An 18,911-nucleotide genomic window follows, 5' to 3' on the forward strand; every position below is an offset into this window, starting at 1 on the left:
CGGATAGTAGTTGAACTTATGCCAACGGATATAATTACCCGTCCTGAATCCCTCACAGAAGATTGTTTCTTTACTTACGCCCTTGGGACTGATTTGCATGATCCTAATTCGACAGCCAAATATTTACGCCGAATCAGAAAAGAAGATAAACCATATATCGACATAGCTGTTTCTCCCAGGCCGGGCTATCGGTTTGAGGTTTGCCTTATTCCTGTTGAAGGGTTCGCGCAAGAAACAATATTGACAAAAGATGGGTTTGCCAAAGCTTTAGGGATTATTTGTGCTGTCTCTAACAAAGCTAGGAAGCGATTTCCTTCAGGAAATGGACAAGATATAGTCCGGTGTCAATTTAGTAACTTAGCTGATGCAGTGGCTGTAGCTAACAGATTGTCTGCATTGCCCTCTAATATGTATGAAACTCTCCCCAAGCTACCAAATGCCTTGTGAGATCGCGTCTGCTTGAAGATTTATTATTAGGACTGACCGAAATTAATGGGATACAAGCCCCGTCCTAAAAGGACGGCTTTTTATTGATTAATTCATCAACATAATCCCTAATCTTGTTCTGCCAATCAGGAATATCCTTAAGTGCTTGTTTTTGCCCAATCCGCCCCTTGAAGCAAATGGGTTCGTTATCTAACGGATTACTACTGGTAAATCCAAGATTGTGTTTTTTTTGGAAAGGCATTGTATTAAGCTGTGTTTATTGGTATACTCATATATAACACATTATAAACATTCATGAAAGCCAGATATCAATTCCGTTTCTACCCGACAGACCAACAACGACAGCTTTTAGCTCAGTTGTTTGGTTGTGTTCGCGTGGTATGGAATGATGCTTTGGCTTTGTGCAAGAAGTCTGTTAGCGTAGCGGGCGACGCTACGCGAACGACAAAGTTGCCAAGTAATAACGACTTGCAAAAGTTAGTAATTACCCAAGCAAAGAAAACTGATGCACGGGAATGGCTGTCTGAAGTTTCTAATATCCCGTTGCAACAGTCAGTTGCGGATTTGGGAGTTGCCTACAAAAACTTTTTTGATTCGCTCAAGGGTAAGAGAAAAGGTAAAAAATTAGGTAGTCCTAAATTCAAAAAGAAAACTAATCAACAGACGGCACGGTTCAGAATTGGCGGATTTTCTATCAAAGGGGATGAGGTTTATCTAGCCAAAATTGGTAACGTCAACCCAATTTGGTCTAGAAAATTGCCGTCAGCCCCAAGTTCCGTTACAGTAATCAAGGATTGCGCTAACCGCTATTTCCTGAGCTTTGTAGTAGAAGTTGAGCCTATTGATATTGACGCTAAAAACCAAAGCATTGGTATTGATTTAGGAATTAATACTTTTGCTGTAATGAGTAACGGAGAGAAAGCAGAAAGTCCAGACTACTCAAAGCTTGATAAAAAAATTCGCAAACTCCAGAAAAAGCTAGCACGCCAACCCAAGGATTCAAAACGTAGGAATAAAACTCGGATTCAAATCGCAAAGCTGCACAACCAAATAGCAGATGCCCGTAAAGACTTTTTGCACAAGTTATCTACCAAAATTGTTAGTGAAAACCAAGTTATCGTTTTGGAAGATTTAAATGTCTCAGGCATGGTCAAAAATTGCAAACTTGCTAGAGCTATTAGTTTTCAGGGATGGAGAGAATTTAGAACGTTATGCGAGGCTAAATCGCAGAAGTTTAATAGAGTTTTTCACGTTATAAGCCGATGGGAGCCTACAAGCCAAGTCTGTTTTGAATGTGGCTACAAATGGGGCAAACTCGATTTAAAAATCCGGTCGATTCAGTGCTTAAATTGTGGAACTGAACACGACCGAGATCAGAATGCCGCGAAAAATATAAATAAAGTCGGGATAGGGCATTGCCACGACTCTAAACGGACACAGAGAGAAGGTAAGACTGGTTCTCCAGCACATCTCGGTGAAGTGTCAAGTGTTTCCCCGAGACTTTAGTCCGGTGAGTATGTCAAACGAAGAGATTTTAATGGTAAGTAACTAGAGGGACTTGAGATAAAAAACTCAATGAGTCACATTTTATCTGTTGAGAAAAGAGTTGTTATAGACTTTTAACCCTAGTATACAATTTTCCTGTTTTTGCACGCTGACCCTTAATTCAAAGTGAGTTTTTTTTATGCCTATAAGTCCTTTGCGTGAAGAACCTCGTAACCAACGAGCGCCTGTAATTCGTACAAGTAATGAGTTTATTCTTTTGGAATGGTTAAAGTCAACTGGTCGTCTAATCGAGCGTGAACATCAAGAATCTGAGTATCTAAATGAAGTAGAAGAAATTTCAGAAATGATCGACCTTGACGATATCCCTTATGATCATGACGATGACGATACTGAGATGGATTTAGAAGCGTAATTCGTAATTCGTAATTACTTACCTCAAGCGTTTCATTGATTTGGAATGTGTACTTTATTTACGCCCAAAGGCTAAGATTCCCGAGTTTTTAGAGAAGTCGGGAATCTTAGTATTAAAATGCGAGTGTGTTTAATTCTGGGACTTGAGTAATAGATAAAATAATTGTCCATTGCTGACTGTAACACCAGCGCGATCGCCTGCTAATTTCCCAGTACCTAAAAAATAATCTACCCTACCTGCACCTTTAATTGCACCTCCGGTATCTTGGTCAAGAACATAGCGACTAACGATATGCTCCTCCATTTTTCCGGTAGGATTAACAAAGGGAATAGAAGCGCGAATCAACGCTAAAGCACCAGGAGGCATGAGAGATTTATCTGTAGCAATAGAACGCTCTGCTGTTAGTGGTACGTTGATAGAACCTTGGGCTGGCTCACCGTGATTTTCTTGAAAAAAAACAAAGCTGCGATCGCGCGGAATATAAATATTTAATTCTTGGGGATGCTTTTGGAAATAGTCGAGAATAATTGGCATAGTCATACCTTGTAGCGGTAATTTGCCATCATTCGCTAATTCTCGCCCAATGCTTTTGTAGTTATAAGCGTTATTACCAGCATAGCCGATTGTTGTCTGAGTCCCATCGGCAAGCTGAAGTCTTGCTGAACCTTCAATTTGAGCTAGATATGGTTCAAGGCGATCGCGAAACCAAAACAACTCTAATCCTCGCAATTTACCCTTTGCGCCTTGTAAACCATCTACTCCTTCTAATTCCAAGCGTGTAGGATGAGGCTTAGACCAGGAGTTTAAATCAGCAGGTAATCGATAAACAGGATAACGATATTCTGCTGTAGGGACGCGACTGGCTGCGTAAAGCGGTTCATAATAGGCGGTGAATAAAACCGAACCTTTGGTGTCTTGACCGATTGACTGATAAAGAACAAATTCCCGCAGGATGGCTTGATGTAATTCGATTGCAGAATTAGTTTTTAATAAGAGTTCGCGGAATCTTTTCAAACTTTTGATGACGCGATCGCGCGTAATCCCAGCTACCTGATAGTTTTGATAAGCAGCCGCAGCATTAGCTGTTTGCAGGTATTCGAGACTGTGAGCGATCGCACTTATCAGCGCCTTTTTCTCTGGATCTTCATTTTTTAATTTTGTTAGCGCAGCCTCAACTCTTGGAGAGGCTCCGCCAACGAGTCCGTGTAGAGAGCGCGTCTGGGAGAGAGCGTCATTTTGAATTTTGAATTGTTTAACTGCTATCTGTCCATAGAGTACTTCATCCAAACAAGAGGTATCACCTTGACAACAAGTAACTGGTAGTCTCTGGATTAATGGTACTTTTTGCTTTTGTGTAAATGCATCTTGATTTTCAGCAGTCAAGGAAACTGGTATATTCCACTTTTGCAAACGACATTCTGGCGGACTAAGTTCCCGATATGTCAAAGATTGCATACGCACCAGCAAAATTGACAAAACCACAGGTAAGCTGATCGCGATAACTTTGTTAAACTTTCCTAATCCAGCAAGTGCCTTTTTCATCAAAATTAAAAATTTTTGAGATTATCCCACCTCGCTCAAAATCAAAAATCAAAAATAATTTAATTTTACAACACAAAAATTGTTCCCCAATGCCCTATTCATTCATATTACGGTAAGTCGCAACAGCTGAAGGCGATATCCGGTTCAAATAGCGGAAGATCCAATATTTGAAAATTGTATCTAAAATCACTGGGAATGTGGCAATAAATAAGAAGATAAAATCTCTATTTGCTGGTAATCCCCAATGGCGCGATACACCTTCTAGTAGTACTTCCCAGCCATGAGGAGAGTGGAATCCTACAAATATATCAGTAAACAAAATGATGATAAATGCCTTGGCACTATCACTAAGTCCATAGACAATATTATCAAAGAAATCTTTTAGCACAGCAAGAGAAGACTTGCTGACTAACAAAAGCCAGATAAAAGCACCCACTGAGAAAATATCTGCAAAAACATTTTTGATCGCATTAGAGCTTTCGCGACGAAATTCTTCAGCAAGCTCAATAGCCTTATTACTGATTTCAGCTTCCATCCGTTCAGGCAAAAGTGAAGGGGCTTTTGTAATCAGATTTTCAAACTTGAGCTTTTCTTCAAATATTTCTAATTTTGCAAGGGCTTCCTCTTCCATTTCGGAATTTATAAATATCTGCATTTGGTCAGTGCTTCTAAACCGCTCAATAATTGGCCCGACAACGAAAGCTTTTGCTATCTGATGGGTCAAAAGTGGTACGATAATCAATAGTAAAATAAACCTGATAGATATTATTGTTCTTCTTTGAGTCTGACGAAAACTCTGAATTACCTCTTTTTCCGAATTAGGGTCTAATTCAACTTGCAGACGAGTGATAGTACTTAAAATAGAGCGGGGTAAAACGCCTGTTGTATCGGTTTTACCCTTTGGTTGTGGTTTTTTCCTTAAGTCTGGAATTTGTATTTTGGGTGGTAACGTTGGAGTATTGACGAGGAGCGAATTCTCCTCAGATATCACAGACTTAACTGGTAGATTTGGAGGTGTGACCACTAAAGCGTTAGAAGCTATTTGATCAGAAGTTGTTGTGTATTTGGATATAACTTGATCGATGAAGTTTAGCTTTTCCAAAACCAAAGAAGGATTTAGATACTCTATACCTGCTTTCTGAGCAGCTTTTTGATTCTCTTCATTTAGAAACCAACGGCTTGCTCTCAACTCTGTAAGCCGCATCCTCGCAATTTTTAATAGCTTTTTTAGGTCTGACTCAAAATAATCCATCACGCTATTACTGTACATGGCTGAGTCACTGTCTATTTTATTACCATTGAAATGCTTATCTTCTATTTCCTTAATCTTTAATGCTGCATCGTAAGCTTGATTTAAACAACGTTCAGGAGTCTGTAAGTACCATCGATAAGCAGCAAGTAAGAAAGAATAGATTTTTTGGCTAAAAACAGAGTTATTCATTGCAGACAATCATCCAGCATTATTTGGTGACTATTAACCTTAAGTTAACGCACGAGGTATACTAGCAAATCTACAGGGAGAAAGGTTGTGGTTTCTCATTCGGTTTGGATTGTTGGCACTAGCCGCAGTGGTAAGACGGCTCGCTTGGTAGAGCAATTTTGTAATTGGGTACAACCGGAAAAACAGTATACTGAATCATTTTATACTAAAAAATCAGGACGTAAAAAAGCTGGTCATTTACCCGAATTTTTATATCTTAAACAAACAGAGCCAGGAGTTTTAGTCTTAGCTGCCAATGATGATAATCGTCGAGAATTAGGAGATATAATTGTTACATCTACATTAGGTAAATATCCGGTTCGTGCGAAGACGCCGCTAGGTTTTTTCCAGGATGAAGTTATTTTATTTTGGCCGTTGCTAATTAACTCGTTGAGCCTGAAGGCACAGTTTCCGGTAAGATTGCGGCCAGAAACTGAACAAGAATTAGCAACCAAACTCTGGCGTTCCCAATTAGACGAAGAAATTTTACGTGTTGCGGGAGTAAATGAATCTCGCTTGGTGCGTCGCATTCTAGACTTATTGCAATTAGCAGCTTACAGTGGTATACCTTGCGAAGATATTGCCCAGATTTTGGCCAGGGGTCTGGGGGAAAATACTACAACTTTAGAGCCGGAATTTTTGGCATCTTTGCTCCTAGATTGGCGTAACTGGTGTTTAGAGAGAGGGTTACTGACTTATGGAATTATTACTGAACTTTATAGTCAGCATTTGTTAAGCGATCGCAATTACCAGCAGCACCTAGCTAAACGCTATCAGGCGGTACTGGCGGATGATGTTGATGAATATCCTAGCGTAGCGCGTCTTTTGTTTGAGTTGCTATTAGATCAAGGCGCAGTCGGGGCGTTTAGCTACAATCCCGATGGTGCAGTGCGATTGGGATTGGGAGCAGACCCTAACTACCTAGAAGGGCTAGCAGAGCGCTGTCGGGTAGAAATCTTGACCGGGCCGCCTCCTGAGTTCCTTGGTGAGGAACTCACTCAACAGATGGTGGAATTGGTAACAGAACCGATGCTATTGTCAAGCTTACCTGAGATTGTGCATTCAATTCAAACTACCTCCCGCGCCCAACTATTGCGGCAAACAGCAGAGGTAATTGCTGATGCCATCCAATCAAAGGAAGTGGAAGCAGAACAAGTGGCGATTATAGCACCAGGTTTAGATGCGATCGCTCGTTATACTCTAGTAGAAATCCTCGTTAAGCAAAACATCCAAGTAGAATCGCTTAATGACCAACGTCCCTTAGTTAGTTCACCGATCATTCGCGCATTGCTCACCATGCTGGCACTAGTTTATCCCGGCTTGGGACGCTTAGTAGATCGGGATGCCGTGGCAGAAATGTTAGTTGTGTTGAGTCGGAAACAACAACCCCTAGAAAACTCTACAGACGCGATTAATCGCGTCTCTACTGATATTGACCCGGTACGTGCTGGTTTGATTGCAGATTACTGCTTTTTACCCCATCCCGATCGCCCCAACTTGCTATCAGTCTCAGCCTTTGAGCGCTGGGATCGAATTGGTTATGCAGCGACGACAGCTTATAATCAGATATTAGAGTGGTTAGAACAGCAGCGATCGCAACAAGAATTGCGTTTAATCCCCAGTCCGATTTCTCTCTTAGACAGAGCAATTCAGCGCTTCTTGTGGAATGGTAGTAATCTTCCCTACGAACAACTAGCAGCATTGCGGGAATTATTAGAAACCGCCCAACACTACTGGGAAATTGACACCAGATTACGACAAATTGCCCCAGTTGAGACAACGCCTCACACAACTATTATTGAATTCATTCAACTATTGCGACGTGGTACTATTACTGCCAATCCTTACCCTGTGCGCCCCATTGGTGGAGTCAGAAAGGCTGTCACCTTAGCAACTATATTTCAATATCGATCTAGTAGGCGATCGCACCGTTGGCATTTTTGGCTGGATGCTGGTTCACCTCTATGGGCGAAAGGTGGCGCGGCGACTTTGTTCGGTGCGCCGTTTTTCTTGCGAGACAGGTTAGGCGAACCTTGGACAGCAGAAGATGAGAAATTAGCAGAAGAACAAAGACTGCGGAGGATATTGACAGATTTAATGTCTCGTGTATCCGAGAGAGTTTATTTGTGTCACAGCGATTTAGCGGTGAATGGACAAGAGCAATTAGGGCCGCTTTTACCCTTAGTGAATGCTTGTGTAACGCATTCAGTTATATAAAACTTATTCAAAGTTAAAAGGGCGGTTAGAAACCGCGTCTACACAGGCAAAACCCACCTCCGTGGGTTATGAAAACACTCAATTTTTCCTTAGTCCGCGCAGGCGGACTTCTCTGCGAGACGCTGTTCGCGTTCGTTTGTGTAGCCGCGAATTCTATTCGCTGACTTAAGAACCAGAAGCGGCGATTCCTTTCTTGGATCGATGTCTAAAATTTCCCGATCGCCCATCATTTTCTCGCTTTTTGGTTCTGATGAATCCTCATATACCGAGTTCATTTTTGGCAAGATACTATAAATCTTGGTTTTGGCCAGAAAGATATGCGATCGCTCAAAACCCGAATACTGAGCGCGAGATTTGCGAACAACTAACGCAAGACCCCAACAGCATTGTTCGTGCTGCCGCACGGGATAACTTAAAATAGTATTCGCTCTTAGAAATTGCATTATTGCACAAGTAAGTTAACCTGTTGCCTATTCTCGCTTAGTCTTTTTCAAAAATCAAATCAGATTCTTATAAGACTTATTAACCATTATTTAATGACAAATTTAACAAACAAAAATATTCGTTTGTATTGAGTAGTAATTATCACCTTTCTAACATTTAGGTTTGGGATTGATCTTTGCAAATTTCGGGACTGTGGTTGAATTTGTACAGGAGAATGAGAAGGTATTTGATCACGCCTTAAGAGCAAAGGAATACAGAAAAGTCCCAAAATAATTACTACTCCAGTCATTATCCAAACCATTAACCGGCTTGGTCTATAGTCCCCTTGTTCAATTTGCCAGAAAACTTGATTGTATCGCCACGCAGCTAATGCAATTGTGAAAATCCCAGAAATTACTAAAGCAAGACCCAAATTTTCGGAATTAGAGAATGGATTTACATAAGGTTCTTGTTGAGTAATGGCAAGATTAAGCTGACGTAAAAATAGAGCAAATCGGGCGATCGCAATTCCAAAGCTAATCAATGCGATAGAAGTGCGTAGCCAAGCCAGAAAAGTACGTTCGTTCGCTTGATGCTCCCTTTGACGATCAATTTTTGGTATTTTATCCATGAGTATTTTTTGATGGCAAGTTCTCCTTCAAAAGTATTCATAACATCGATGAAGTTTCGTAAAAGTCTAATGTAAAAGTACCCTGAGATTTGGGAAGACTAATTATATATCTAAAATCTAATTCTTTACTATGCTTGATGACAACGATTTTGCATTAGCCTCGGCTGACGATACCTCGGTTGTGGTGCTTGAGGAGCTATCTTTACATCCTCAGCCAGAAGTTCGTGAGGCTGTAGCTAGAAATCCGAATACGCCCACGGAAGTGTTGCTGAAATTAGGTAAGGAGTTTCCAGACGCAATTACGGCGAACCCGATTTTCAATCTTTTGCTGCTGGAAAATCCTGAGAGTCATTTCGTTAGACTCTCTTTAGCGCGTAGCACAACAACTAGTGAAAGGGCGATCGCTCAGTTATCTAAAATCGAGGATGAGGAAATTCTTTGTGCCGTGGCTAGAAATCCAAAGACACCTCTTCACATCCTGGAACAACTTGTAGAAAACCCGCCTCGTTTCTGGGATGACGAAAATGCTGATGAATCTGATTTGGATGACCTCTTTACCGCCATCGTTCAAAATCCGAACACTTCTGAATCGTTATTGCTTCAACTAGCCGAGTGTGGAAGCTTCTATGTCGTCAAAATTGCGATCGCTGAGAACCCCAAAGCACCCTTATCCCTGCTAAATCAGTTTGCAGATTGGAGAAATTTTAGGATGCATAAAGCAATTGCTCGAAATCCTCAAGCACCAAGCGCAATATTGGAAAAACTAGCGGGAGAAAATGAAAAAGAAATTCGTGATCTGGTCAAGAACCATCCAAATGTTTCAGAAACTGCGATCGCCATCATCAATTTTATGGAGGGAAAACCTGGAACATCCATCGACTTGCTAGAGCAGTTAGCAAGCGATCGACGAGCCTCTGTTCGGCTATTGGTTGCAGCTCATCCCTCAACCTCTGCAAAGGTTTTAGAAAAACTCGCGCAGGATACAGATGAATATGTATCCTTCAAAGCCGCAAGCAATCCCAATGCAACCTCTACGGTTCTAGAGTTTTTTGCAGAGTTCTTGGTTAAGCAAATTCAACGACTCTCGTCATCAAATGAAATCATGCTTAGACAACGTGCGGTTCAATTGGCGAGAAGTTCTGACATCACGCCAAAAGTGTTAGAAACTCTGTCGCAGATGAAGAATGACTATCATGTATTGACGGAGATCGCATCCTCTTTGAAAACACCACCCACTATACTGCTTGCAATTATCAACGATCAAGGCTCGGCTCACGTACACATTGAGCTTTTCATAAATCTCGCTGAAAATCCCAATACACCCTCAGATGGGCTGGAGAAGCTTTATCCAAAAGTAAACCAATCACAGCATGAATGTAAGGGTTCTGCTTTAGACGCTATTGTTACTCATCCAAATACTCCTGTCCATTTGCTAGAACAATTCGCGGTTGATTCTGACCGCTATCTTCGCAGAAAAGTTGCCACAAATGTCAATATACCGATTTCAATTTTGGAGCGGTTAAGCAATGATTCGGACTACAGGGTTAGTACTATTGCAAAACAGGCGCTGAAAGAAAGAGCTTGATTTCAGAACTGTTTTTGTAAAGGTCAACACAGTCCAAGGATGGCTCTGAGAAAATCCCAAGCGATGCCAGAATCTTTACAGCGTTAAAATAGTAAATAAGGTAAAGATGTATATCAGAGTCAAAATCAATGGCACTATTCGGATTTGGCAAAAAGGAAGTTATACCCACTGCTGACGAAGCTTTGTCAGGAAGGGCACAATCTATGTCAGTACCGGCGGCTCATTATGTCAACAAAAATCCCCTGAAGCCTCCTTATCCCGATGGATTAGAGAAAGCAATTTTTGGCTTGGGCTGTTTTTGGGGTGCAGAACGCAAATTCTGGCAACTTAAAGGAGTTTACACTACCGCAGTCGGTTATGCTGCTGGATTTACACCCAACCCCACTTATGAAGAGGTATGTAGTGGACGAACCGGCCACAATGAAGTCGTGTTGGTTGTGTTTGATCCCAAAGTGATTAGTTATTCTGAACTGCTCAAAGTCTTTTGGGAAAGTCACAATCCCACCCAAGGGATGCGCCAAGGTAATGATGCTGGCACTCAATACCGTTCGGGAATTTATGTATATTCCGAAAGTCAAAAGCAGCTAGCAGAAGCATCGCGGGAAGCTTATCAGCAAGCTCTCAACGGTGCAGGTTATGGCAAGATTACCACAGAAATCTTAGATGCACCTGAATTTTACTACGCTGAAGCTTACCATCAGCAATACCTCGCTAAAAATCCCAACGGATATTGTGGTTTGGGAGGGACAAATGTTTCTTGTCCCGTGGGTGTAGTTGAATCGCAAGTTAATTGATAGAAATGGAGTTGGTAGGGTAGTCAACTTAACGTGAATTCGACGAACCTCTCCCTGCCTTGAACTTTAGTTCAAGTCTGTCCCTCTCCGAGTCGGAGAGGGATATGTTTTGTCTAGTTAAGAATAAGCGAGCTACGTTCCTCAACCCAACTACACATTTTTCTTTTTGGGCTTAACCGAACCGTATTGCCTTATAGTTCAGGAATTTATGAACGCTAGCGAAATACCTTTCTCATTATAAATATAGCTATACTTGCACCTATTGCCCCTAGCATACTCGGAATTAAAAATCCAGTGAAATTTTGATGAACAGAAATAATGAATTTAAGTATTTCATTTGGATTCTTGTCTTCAAGATTAAAAATAAAAAAGATTACTAGACCTTCATACCCTCCTATAGCCCCAATTAATAGTCTAAATATTTCAATATAAAAATTTCTTTTCCTTGTGATGATTAGAGTAGCTATTCCAGCAATTGCTCCTCCAAAAAAACATGATACAATTATTAGGATGAAAAATATTAATAATTCTTGAGGGTCTGGCTGCCACATAATATTAGATTATTTATGGGTATAAAATTTTTGCCACTTCAAAATATTATTGATTATCTACAGCTAAACAATTTAATAATAAATTACTTGGCGATGAGTTTCGTAGGGTGTGTTAGCGATGTCTACGACGGGCTACGCCTACGCATAAAATACCGAAAGTATTGAGATGGTGCGTTAGCCAAAGGCATAACGCACCCTACAAGATTACGAATTACGAATTAAATGAGCTAGGTGCTTTAACACTTTCAGGACAATATATACATCATCACGACTATCTAAAGCAAACAAATCAGATAGAGCGTATTGTGGAGTTTCAGTTTTTAGCAGTTTGATAAATCTAAATTCATTACCATTGGTAATAAACCCAAAAACAGGTTTAGCCGAAGTTGCATCTGCCAACATATAAGCCAATGCTTGGGGAATTGCTGGGACTAAAGAATATTCTGCTCGTTTTGCCTCAATAACGAGAACCCAAAATGGAGGATGCAACACCAAGATGTCAATACGTCCTCTGATAATCGTGCCTTCGTCTTCAGAAGAGATTTTTACCTCTTGTTCTGAGGCGATGTAAAAAGGCGGTTGATAAAAACCTGCTAGACGCAATAGTGGAGATAGCACCACCATTTTAACTACAGGTTCCAAAATAGGATATTTCGAGAGATGCAAATATTCTACCTTGACTTCGTTAAGAGATTGCTTTTCTAAGTCACTCAACTCAGGTAAATCATGTTGCCACTCTGAAAAAAAATGCTCATCATCTGCAAGTTGTAGACCAAATTCATCAATAAGTTGGGCTAGAGTGATATCTTTTCCTTGAAGAATTTGAACCATTTGTTGAACCTTTAGAGCTTGTTTGGAAAGTCTAATTTATTACTAGCCCTGGCGACTAGAAGTCGCGGCTATACAGACAAAACCTGCCTCCGCAGGTTAAAAACTCTTGATTTTTTCTTAGTCCACGGAGGTGAACTAAGCTTTGTCTAGTAGCGTACTCCTACGGAGAAGCAAGCTACGCGTCAGCGTGCCGGAGGCTCTATTCTATTCGCCCAATCTTTTCTTACTTATCTGGCTAAAAAACCCTCTCTTGATATTTACCCAAAAGGCTTACCTTACAGTAGAGATTTGAGCAAAGCGATCGCTCGCACCCATAACATAATACTAATAGGCGCTCCAATTAAAATACCAGCGATCGCCCAGCCTCTTTGATGCGCTTTGAATTGTTCAATACTGCGCCACCGTCTACTTTTCCAAGCCCATTCATTGCCTTTTGCACCGAGTGCGATCGCCATTACCCAACCAATTTGGGGTACAAAACAGAACACGCCATACCACACTTGATTTGTCCACATCCACAACCAAGGTACAAGAAATGCACCCCAATTCCAACCGAGAATTTCCTCTGGGACTGTTTCATTGTAATTATTTATCCCGCATCCAGAATTGTTGATTATTTCTTTTTGCGGCAAAACTTGATTCTTATTTGCAGATTTGACCACTAAACCAGATTTGAGAGATTCTAGCGCTTGGCGAGCATTAGTAAATCGTTGTTCTGGAGCCGGTTCTATCAACTTTTGTAGCCAACTGACAAAACTGGGACTGAGGTTAACTCGGTCTGTAAATTGCAGCCGTAAATCCTGCTGGGGTAAATCAGCTGGGGAAGTCCCAGTTAACAAATGAATCAAAGTCGCTCCCAGTGCATAGAGGTCTGAAGCCGCAACCGCGCGACCGCCAAATTGTTCCATTGGCGCATAACCATAAGTACCTACAACGGTAAAAGTAACGCCCTCTCTTGCCGCTTTATCCTGAACTGCGCCAAAATCAACTAAATAAATCTGATTATCTTCGCCCCAGATTAAATTACTCGGTTTAATATCTCTATGTAATACTCCTGGATTCAACTCATGTAGATACGTGAGAATATTTAAAACCTCAACGGCAATTTTTATCGCTCGCTTTTCACTAAACCTTTTGCCAACAGCAAGTTTATCCTTGAGCGACTCACCAGGGATATATTCTTGTATTAAGGCAAACCAGAGTGTGCGATCGTCGATACAAAAATAATCTATATATCGGGGGATGCGGGGATGATTTAACTGTTTAAGAATTTGTGCTTCCCTCTCAAAAAGTTTTAAATCATCCCACTGCACAGTACCGCCAAAGGCCAAAAGTTTCACCACAACGACCGAATTTTCGCCATCAGAGGCTTGTAAATCCAATGCTTGCCAAGTTTGACGAATTCCATTGTTGCCGAGTTGCCGTTGAATCTGATAACGGTCTTGTAATATCTGTTCTGGTTGCAGCATCTTACACCTGCTGGCAATTTACGCTGATCTGATTCCCTTACTATTAAGGATAGTCATTATCTAGAGAAACTGTGGGAGCTAGATAATTTTTTGAAAAAGGAGTACCTAAGCCGTGAGAAAATTTAAAACACTTAATGAATTAGAAGAAGAGTATTTCCGCAAGCACCCGGAAGAAATTAACGATTATTTGACCGAAATATTTCAGGAATATACAGAAGATAACGATTCCGGCGCGTTGTTAGCATCCTTGCGCGTCGTTGCGCGTGTACAGGGAGCAGGGGAGAACGAGTTGAGAACCTAGCTAAACAACAAACCGTTGCTAGTTTTGAACGCAAAAAACTAGAGTCTGCTATACCTGAAATTCTTGCTTGTGCTAAACAAATAGAAAGTATAGTGCGGATTCCTAAATTGCTAGCAGATTTAGGTGTACATTTTCTAATTGTGCCGCATTTAAGCAAAACCTACTTGGATGGTGCAGCCTTATATTTAAACAGCAATCCCGTTATCGCGTTGACATTGAGATATGACCGGATAGATTCATTCTGGTTCACCCTCATGCATGAGTTAGCGCATATTGTTTTAGGACATCAAGGTGCTTATTTGGACAACTTGGATGCGTTAGAAGAGAATGATCAGGAAACAGAAGCTAATGAAAAAGCCTCTGAATGGTTAATAAATTCTCAGACATTAAATGAATTTATTATCAGCAGTGAAAAAGTCTTTTTCGTAAAGCAATTGAAGAATTTGCTCAAAATCAAAATAGACATCCAGGCATAATTCTTGGCCGCTTATATTATGACAAGGGACTGACAAATAAAAAAATATCCAAAAATTTCTTGTGGTGCGGGCATCTTGCCCGCTAATCACCAAGGACGGGCTTTTCGGCCCATCCCACAAGATGGAATAATTTATTTTTTGGAGTTCCCCAAATTAGTTCCCCATAGAAATTTTAGACAATTACTCGTTAGAAGTTAGCCCAATTTTAGGTGATTCTACAGATAATTTTTGCGATAGTAAGCTTGATATTCCGCAGACAGCAGAGGTTCCCACCAATCACGATGATTAAGATACCATTCAACAGTTAAACGTAAACCCTCAGCAATTGTTACTGAAGGCGTCCAACCAAGCTGAGTTTTAATCTTGTTCGCATTAATTGCATATCTTCGATCATGTCCCTGTCTATCTTTGACAAAAGTAATCAACTCTTTTGCCGGACGTACTGGTAAATCAGGTGCTAATTCATCCATCATCTGACACAAAAGTTGCACGAGGTTAATATTTTCTACCTCATTGTTGCCACCAATATTGTATGTTTCTCCTGGTTGGCCATGATTAATTACCACATCTAAAGCACCACAATGATCGCCCACATAAAGCCAATCCCGCACATTTTTACCATCACCATAAACAGGTAATGGTTTACCTATTAAAGTGTTGATGCACATCAGGGGAATTAGCTTTTCGGGAAACTGATAAGCGCCGTAATTATTAGAGCAATTTGTGATAATGCTTGGAAGTTGATAAGTATGATAATAAGCACGCACTAAGTGGTCACTGCCGGCTTTGGAGGCTGAATAGGGACTATTTGGAGCATAGGGTGTAGTTTCAGAAAAAGCTGGATCATCTGCGCCCAGACTACCGTAGACTTCATCAGTAGAAACATGTAGAAAACGATAATCAGATGGCTGTGCTTTTGCCTCCCAATGTTGCCGAAAAGCTTCTAGTAGCGTGAAAGTTCCGACTACATTAGTTTGCACAAAAGCAGCCGGCCCAAGAATCGAACGATCAACATGAGATTCGGCAGCAAAATGCGCGATCGCATCAATATTTTCGGTTGATAATAACTCATCTATAATGGTGCGATCGCAAATATCCCCCTGGACAAATCGAAAATTCTCTTTTCCCTCAACCAACGCCAAATTCAGACGATTCCCCGCATAGGTAAGCGCATCCAATACCACCACCCGATCATCTGGATAAACCTGACACCAATGATGGACAAAATTCGCCCCAATAAACCCCGCACCTCCAGTAACTAATAACCGCCGAATCATCCAATTCCCTCTCTTCTCTCTGTGATCTGTGCGCCTGGAGCGGTTCGTTTATGGAATTTTCCATAAATAATTTATCCAATCTTGTGGGGTGGGCATCTTGCCCGCCTTTGGTTACTGGGCGCTCATGTTGCCCACCCCACAATAAATAATTGAATATTTTTTTATTTGGAAGTCTCTATTTCAAGTGAAAGTATTTCTTCGTCAATTTACTGTATATCCTCTCTGCAAATAACTTTAGCATACGTATTCTTGTCAAACTCTTAATATTAGATGGCTGCTGTATTTTGTGGTCAAAAAACTCATTTAACTCATCCAGAATAACTTGGAAACGCTTAATAATATTTTCAGTTCGATATTCAGCCCAAAACTCTTCAGACAAACTAAAACCTACTGAAGAATCAATTACCTTCAGAATCCGTTGGACATCATATTCTTGAGAATATCCAGCAATTTTATAGCAATTAAATCCAGGATCTAAATAATCAGCCAGCCCACCGTTGACACTAGAAAACACTTGACAACCACAGGCAAGAGCTTCCATTGGTTGTAGACCAAATCCTTCACTAACACCCTGTTGTGCCCAGTACTCAGCCGAATCATAGAGGTAAACCTTAGCTCGGTTGAATAGTCCAGGTAAATCCTCTACATAGGAATCAACAACCAATACTTTACAGCGTTTTTGCAACGCTGGAATTAATTCTTTAATTAAATACTCAGAAGATTTCCGAGCCTGAACTAAAACATCAATATCCCGTTCCAGACCTAAATTTTGAAACTCATCAGAAATTTGATTGGGCAAATAATAAATCAGAGAATTGGGCGATTTTTCTCCCCAATATCCCATTGTATAACGGCTAACAGTGATGATCGGGATACTCGCTCTTAGCCTGAATGGATAACCTGCGCTATGTGCATGGTAAACAACATTGTATTGTTTAAGTTTAGCCACGAGTTGAGCTATATCAAATCCCCAACTGATCACAAAAATTACATCACTTAAATTTTTCTCTTTTAGCAAATCATCAATAAAAAGCTTACCTTTTTCCCGTTGACGGTAAGTTACAACATCAGCACTACAGAAATTTTCAGCCAGATTAAGGGCTTTTAACTCAGCCCAAAGACCACCACAGGCAAATTTGCCATCTGTACCGGGGAGTAAAAAGTAAAGTTTTCTCATAATTTTTTTAAGGGAGTAGGGAATGGGGGGAGATGAGGTAGATAGGGAAGACTACGGAGAAAATTTTTTCTTGTCCCCCTCATCCCCTCTTCCTCTCTTCATTCTTCCTGCCAGCCGACTTTAACAAAATGTGCCTCATGCCCCCAAACGTCGCGTGTACGGCTAATATTTTCAATTGCTAGGTTAAAAGGAATGGCAGTTGTTAAATAACGCTGTGCCATAGAACCTAAATCAGGTGCAAGTTCTGCGGCTGTCGTCGCTGCTAACCCCAAACCTATAAGTTGCTCGATTGGTCGAAAGGGTAGCAACAGATGCACACCCACAGCTAGTCCAGCTGTTAAGAGCATTGCTACTGATAAATTTGTGCCGCAACGCGGATGTACAGCCAAATCCCATTCTCCACTGGTGATGCGATGTCGAGCAAGTGTCACCGCACGCCGCAAATCACTAATATTAACCTCACCATAGAGGTAGAATCCCTGCTCAGTAGACAAACCGCCCAATAGTTCGTTATCTAGTTGAAGGTTAGTGGGTTCTCCTGTGGCAGGATAGGCACTTTTTGATTCGCTAAGAACCCAAACAGTAGCATGTTCTAAAGCGTGAACCTGCCGCAGCATCAAAATTTCTTTCAACCCTGGAATAAACGATAGCTGTCTGAGTAAGTCGGCATCTTGTGTGGGTTGCGGAAAGTCTAAAGGTCGGTATTCTGGGGCCGAAACTTTCTCAGATATAGCTGTCGTAACATCAAACTTAAAAAATTCAAAGGGAGACGAGCCACCCTCAAAAGAAGCAGAAGTATTCATTGAAACACTGCTCTCCAAGCCGATGGAGCAAGATAGATTTCTTTCAAATGTAACGCTTGCACCACTGAATTGTTGCTAATTTTTGTGGATGATTGTTGAGTTTGGGCAAACAGGGCATTGGACATTGGTTATTAATTATTCTCCTCTGTGCTCCCCTGCTAAAAGTCCCCAGCCCCTAATGCCCTGCCCAAACCCTTAATTTTCCGTTGCTGATGCGTAAGTCCTACATCTGTTGTGCTGAATTTGAAAAGGAATTGTGATCTTTGTTATAGTTTCCGAGTCCGAGGGTCAGCTGGCTCTACTAACATAAACTCCGGCTGACCCTCGGACTCGGAACTTTTGGTAGAGCGTTCACACTGAAAACTTAGGCGTGAGGAGGGGAAGAATCAGTAAACCTCATTCATTGGCTCTTTACCATACCAGACAGAGCAATTACCTTGCTACTAGTAAATTGTTTATTCGATCTGGTTAGGAAGAAGACAGCAATTGACATCATTCAAACAGACTTTGCCCCACTGTAAAGCCCAGCGGACAAGGGCTACTCGATTTTCTGTCTCGGTTTTGGTGAGAATATTACTGATATGGTTATCAACTGTACGCTTGCTAATCTCCAGTTTTCCTGCAATCTCTTGGTTAGTTAAGCCAGTGGCCACTAAGTCGATAATTTGCAGTTCTCTGTCTGATAGACTAACGGGGGTCTCAGACTTGCCACCAGCCATGACTATTTCTATCCTCTGTTGGTATATGTACTTAATCGCTCTTTCTAATTCTAGAGGATTCTTTTGTTGGTAGGGGTTTCAAGTGTTAGCAGTAATACTATTGTCAATATTTTCTTTGGATTTAAAGTTGGCATAAATATAAACTATAAAGAATTTTAGTACTAAATTATACATTTATTTTAATAAAAATCTGGTTTATTCACTGAGATAAGGTTGGAAAGTGTTAGAAGCATATACATGTTATGGGAGTAGTTAAAATTGCTATTTAAT

General features: G+C 40.9%; 20 protein-coding genes and 1 pseudogene. 9 read left to right on the forward strand and 12 right to left on the reverse strand.

The window, feature by feature from the left end:
* Positions 1-18 precede the first annotated feature (18 nt).
* A complete protein-coding gene (locus HWQ23_RS19480; RefSeq protein WP_292831387.1) occupies positions 19-447 on the forward strand; it encodes a hypothetical protein in 429 nt (142 codons plus the stop codon).
* A 64-nt stretch (positions 448-511) separates the two neighbouring features.
* On the opposite strand, the gene HWQ23_RS19485 is transcribed toward HWQ23_RS19480, so the two are convergent.
* Positions 512-688: a hypothetical protein gene (locus tag HWQ23_RS19485; protein WP_292831389.1), complete on the reverse strand. Its 177-nt coding sequence runs from the start codon at positions 686-688 to the stop codon at positions 512-514.
* A gap of 53 nt (positions 689-741) precedes the next feature.
* Between HWQ23_RS19485 and HWQ23_RS19490 the strand changes: the two genes are divergently transcribed.
* Together HWQ23_RS19490 and HWQ23_RS19495 are read left to right on the forward strand one after the other, a co-directional pair.
* The gene (locus HWQ23_RS19490; RefSeq protein WP_292831391.1) at positions 742-1,953 is read left to right on the forward strand and encodes an RNA-guided endonuclease InsQ/TnpB family protein; all 1,212 of its coding nucleotides are present in this window, start codon (positions 742-744) and stop codon (positions 1,951-1,953) included.
* A gap of 178 nt (positions 1,954-2,131) precedes the next feature.
* Complete coding sequence (locus HWQ23_RS19495) at positions 2,132-2,365, forward strand: DUF3134 domain-containing protein (RefSeq protein ID WP_292831394.1); 234 nt, start codon at positions 2,132-2,134, stop codon at positions 2,363-2,365.
* Positions 2,366-2,494: 129 nt separating this feature from the next.
* Here HWQ23_RS19495 and mltA read toward each other — a convergent pair whose 3' ends face one another.
* Positions 2,495-3,907 (reverse strand): murein transglycosylase A, encoded by a 1,413-nt coding sequence (gene mltA / locus HWQ23_RS19500; protein WP_292831397.1) that lies wholly within the window; start codon positions 3,905-3,907, stop codon positions 2,495-2,497.
* 94 nt (positions 3,908-4,001) lie between these two features.
* On the reverse strand, positions 4,002-5,357 hold the full coding sequence (locus HWQ23_RS19505; RefSeq protein ID WP_292831400.1) for a proton extrusion protein PcxA: 1,356 nt from the start codon (positions 5,355-5,357) through the stop codon (positions 4,002-4,004).
* Positions 5,358-5,435: 78 nt separating this feature from the next.
* On the opposite strand from HWQ23_RS19505, the gene HWQ23_RS19510 reads away from it, so the two are divergent.
* Both HWQ23_RS19510 and HWQ23_RS19515 read left to right on the forward strand, forming a co-directional pair.
* Positions 5,436-7,604: a PD-(D/E)XK nuclease family protein gene (locus HWQ23_RS19510; RefSeq protein WP_292831403.1), complete on the forward strand. Its 2,169-nt coding sequence runs from the start codon at positions 5,436-5,438 to the stop codon at positions 7,602-7,604.
* A 193-nt stretch (positions 7,605-7,797) separates the two neighbouring features.
* Positions 7,798-8,025, forward strand: coding sequence for a hypothetical protein (locus tag HWQ23_RS19515; protein WP_292831406.1), 228 nt, complete (start codon positions 7,798-7,800; stop codon positions 8,023-8,025).
* Positions 8,026-8,223: 198 nt separating this feature from the next.
* Here HWQ23_RS19515 and HWQ23_RS19520 read toward each other — a convergent pair.
* Positions 8,224-8,658: pseudogene (locus HWQ23_RS19520) on the reverse strand (YidH family protein); the annotation flags it as partial.
* Between the two features lie 130 nt (positions 8,659-8,788).
* Here HWQ23_RS19520 and HWQ23_RS19525 point away from each other — a divergent pair.
* Entirely contained in the window at positions 8,789-10,243 is a 1,455-nt protein-coding gene (locus HWQ23_RS19525) for a hypothetical protein (protein ID WP_292831409.1), read from the forward strand.
* A 128-nt stretch (positions 10,244-10,371) separates the two neighbouring features.
* Entirely contained in the window at positions 10,372-11,037 is a 666-nt protein-coding gene (msrA, locus tag HWQ23_RS19530) for a peptide-methionine (S)-S-oxide reductase MsrA (protein ID WP_292831412.1), read from the forward strand.
* A 215-nt stretch (positions 11,038-11,252) separates the two neighbouring features.
* Here the strand turns inward: msrA and HWQ23_RS19535 are convergent, their stop codons facing one another.
* The 3 genes from HWQ23_RS19535 to HWQ23_RS19545 all read right to left on the reverse strand — a co-directional run bounded on the left by HWQ23_RS19535 (position 11,253) and on the right by HWQ23_RS19545 (position 13,888).
* Positions 11,253-11,588 (reverse strand): hypothetical protein, encoded by a 336-nt coding sequence (locus tag HWQ23_RS19535; protein ID WP_292831415.1) that lies wholly within the window; start codon positions 11,586-11,588, stop codon positions 11,253-11,255.
* 204 nt (positions 11,589-11,792) lie between these two features.
* Positions 11,793-12,419 (reverse strand): type I restriction enzyme HsdR N-terminal domain-containing protein, encoded by a 627-nt coding sequence (locus tag HWQ23_RS19540; protein WP_292831418.1) that lies wholly within the window; start codon positions 12,417-12,419, stop codon positions 11,793-11,795.
* A 275-nt stretch (positions 12,420-12,694) separates the two neighbouring features.
* A complete protein-coding gene (locus HWQ23_RS19545) occupies positions 12,695-13,888 on the reverse strand; it encodes a serine/threonine protein kinase (RefSeq protein ID WP_292831421.1) in 1,194 nt (397 codons plus the stop codon).
* Between the two features lie 112 nt (positions 13,889-14,000).
* Here HWQ23_RS19545 and HWQ23_RS19550 point away from each other — a divergent pair, with 112 nt between their 5' ends.
* The gene (locus HWQ23_RS19550; RefSeq protein WP_292831424.1) at positions 14,001-14,189 is read left to right on the forward strand and encodes a hypothetical protein; all 189 of its coding nucleotides are present in this window, start codon (positions 14,001-14,003) and stop codon (positions 14,187-14,189) included.
* A gap of 92 nt (positions 14,190-14,281) precedes the next feature.
* Entirely contained in the window at positions 14,282-14,665 is a 384-nt protein-coding gene (locus tag HWQ23_RS19555) for an ImmA/IrrE family metallo-endopeptidase (protein ID WP_292831427.1), read from the forward strand.
* Positions 14,666-14,880: 215 nt separating this feature from the next.
* Here HWQ23_RS19555 and rfbB read toward each other — a convergent pair whose 3' ends face one another.
* From rfbB to pedR, 5 genes are all read right to left on the reverse strand, one after another.
* On the reverse strand, positions 14,881-15,942 hold the full coding sequence (gene rfbB, locus HWQ23_RS19560) for a dTDP-glucose 4,6-dehydratase (protein WP_292831430.1): 1,062 nt from the start codon (positions 15,940-15,942) through the stop codon (positions 14,881-14,883).
* Between the two features lie 175 nt (positions 15,943-16,117).
* Positions 16,118-17,119 (reverse strand): glycosyltransferase, encoded by a 1,002-nt coding sequence (locus HWQ23_RS19565; RefSeq protein ID WP_292831432.1) that lies wholly within the window; start codon positions 17,117-17,119, stop codon positions 16,118-16,120.
* 98 nt (positions 17,120-17,217) lie between these two features.
* The gene (locus HWQ23_RS19570; protein WP_292831435.1) at positions 17,218-17,922 is read right to left on the reverse strand and encodes a DUF6391 domain-containing protein; all 705 of its coding nucleotides are present in this window, start codon (positions 17,920-17,922) and stop codon (positions 17,218-17,220) included.
* Entirely contained in the window at positions 17,919-18,047 is a 129-nt protein-coding gene (locus HWQ23_RS19575) for a hypothetical protein (RefSeq protein WP_292831437.1), read from the reverse strand. Before HWQ23_RS19575 ends, HWQ23_RS19570 begins: the two co-directional genes overlap by 4 nt.
* 330 nt (positions 18,048-18,377) lie before the next feature.
* On the reverse strand, positions 18,378-18,641 hold the full coding sequence (gene pedR, locus HWQ23_RS19580; RefSeq protein ID WP_292764399.1) for a photosynthetic electron transport-dependent transcriptional regulator PedR: 264 nt from the start codon (positions 18,639-18,641) through the stop codon (positions 18,378-18,380).
* Positions 18,642-18,911 lie beyond the last annotated feature (270 nt).

This window comes from Nostoc sp. JL33 (assembly GCF_017114985.1).
Classification (GTDB): domain Bacteria; phylum Cyanobacteriota; class Cyanobacteriia; order Cyanobacteriales; family Nostocaceae; genus Nostoc.

Coding starts and splice junctions, on each gene's coding strand:
- HWQ23_RS19570 (WP_292831435.1), bottom strand. CDS start 17,922: ATGAATACTTCTGCTTCTTTTGAGGGTGGCTCGTCTCCCTTTGAATTT.
- HWQ23_RS19495 (WP_292831394.1), top strand. CDS start 2,132: ATGCCTATAAGTCCTTTGCGTGAAGAACCTCGTAACCAACGAGCGCCT.
- mltA (WP_292831397.1), bottom strand. CDS start 3,907: ATGAAAAAGGCACTTGCTGGATTAGGAAAGTTTAACAAAGTTATCGCG.
- HWQ23_RS19490 (WP_292831391.1), top strand. CDS start 742: ATGAAAGCCAGATATCAATTCCGTTTCTACCCGACAGACCAACAACGA.
- HWQ23_RS19480 (WP_292831387.1), top strand. CDS start 19: ATGCCAACGGATATAATTACCCGTCCTGAATCCCTCACAGAAGATTGT.
- HWQ23_RS19485 (WP_292831389.1), bottom strand. CDS start 688: ATGCCTTTCCAAAAAAAACACAATCTTGGATTTACCAGTAGTAATCCG.
- HWQ23_RS19545 (WP_292831421.1), bottom strand. CDS start 13,888: ATGCTGCAACCAGAACAGATATTACAAGACCGTTATCAGATTCAACGG.
- pedR (WP_292764399.1), bottom strand. CDS start 18,641: ATGGCTGGTGGCAAGTCTGAGACCCCCGTTAGTCTATCAGACAGAGAA.
- HWQ23_RS19540 (WP_292831418.1), bottom strand. CDS start 12,419: ATGGTTCAAATTCTTCAAGGAAAAGATATCACTCTAGCCCAACTTATT.
- HWQ23_RS19565 (WP_292831432.1), bottom strand. CDS start 17,119: ATGAGAAAACTTTACTTTTTACTCCCCGGTACAGATGGCAAATTTGCC.
- rfbB (WP_292831430.1), bottom strand. CDS start 15,942: ATGATTCGGCGGTTATTAGTTACTGGAGGTGCGGGGTTTATTGGGGCG.
- msrA (WP_292831412.1), top strand. CDS start 10,372: ATGGCACTATTCGGATTTGGCAAAAAGGAAGTTATACCCACTGCTGAC.
- HWQ23_RS19535 (WP_292831415.1), bottom strand. CDS start 11,588: ATGTGGCAGCCAGACCCTCAAGAATTATTAATATTTTTCATCCTAATA.
- HWQ23_RS19575 (WP_292831437.1), bottom strand. CDS start 18,047: ATGTCCAATGCCCTGTTTGCCCAAACTCAACAATCATCCACAAAAATT.
- HWQ23_RS19525 (WP_292831409.1), top strand. CDS start 8,789: ATGCTTGATGACAACGATTTTGCATTAGCCTCGGCTGACGATACCTCG.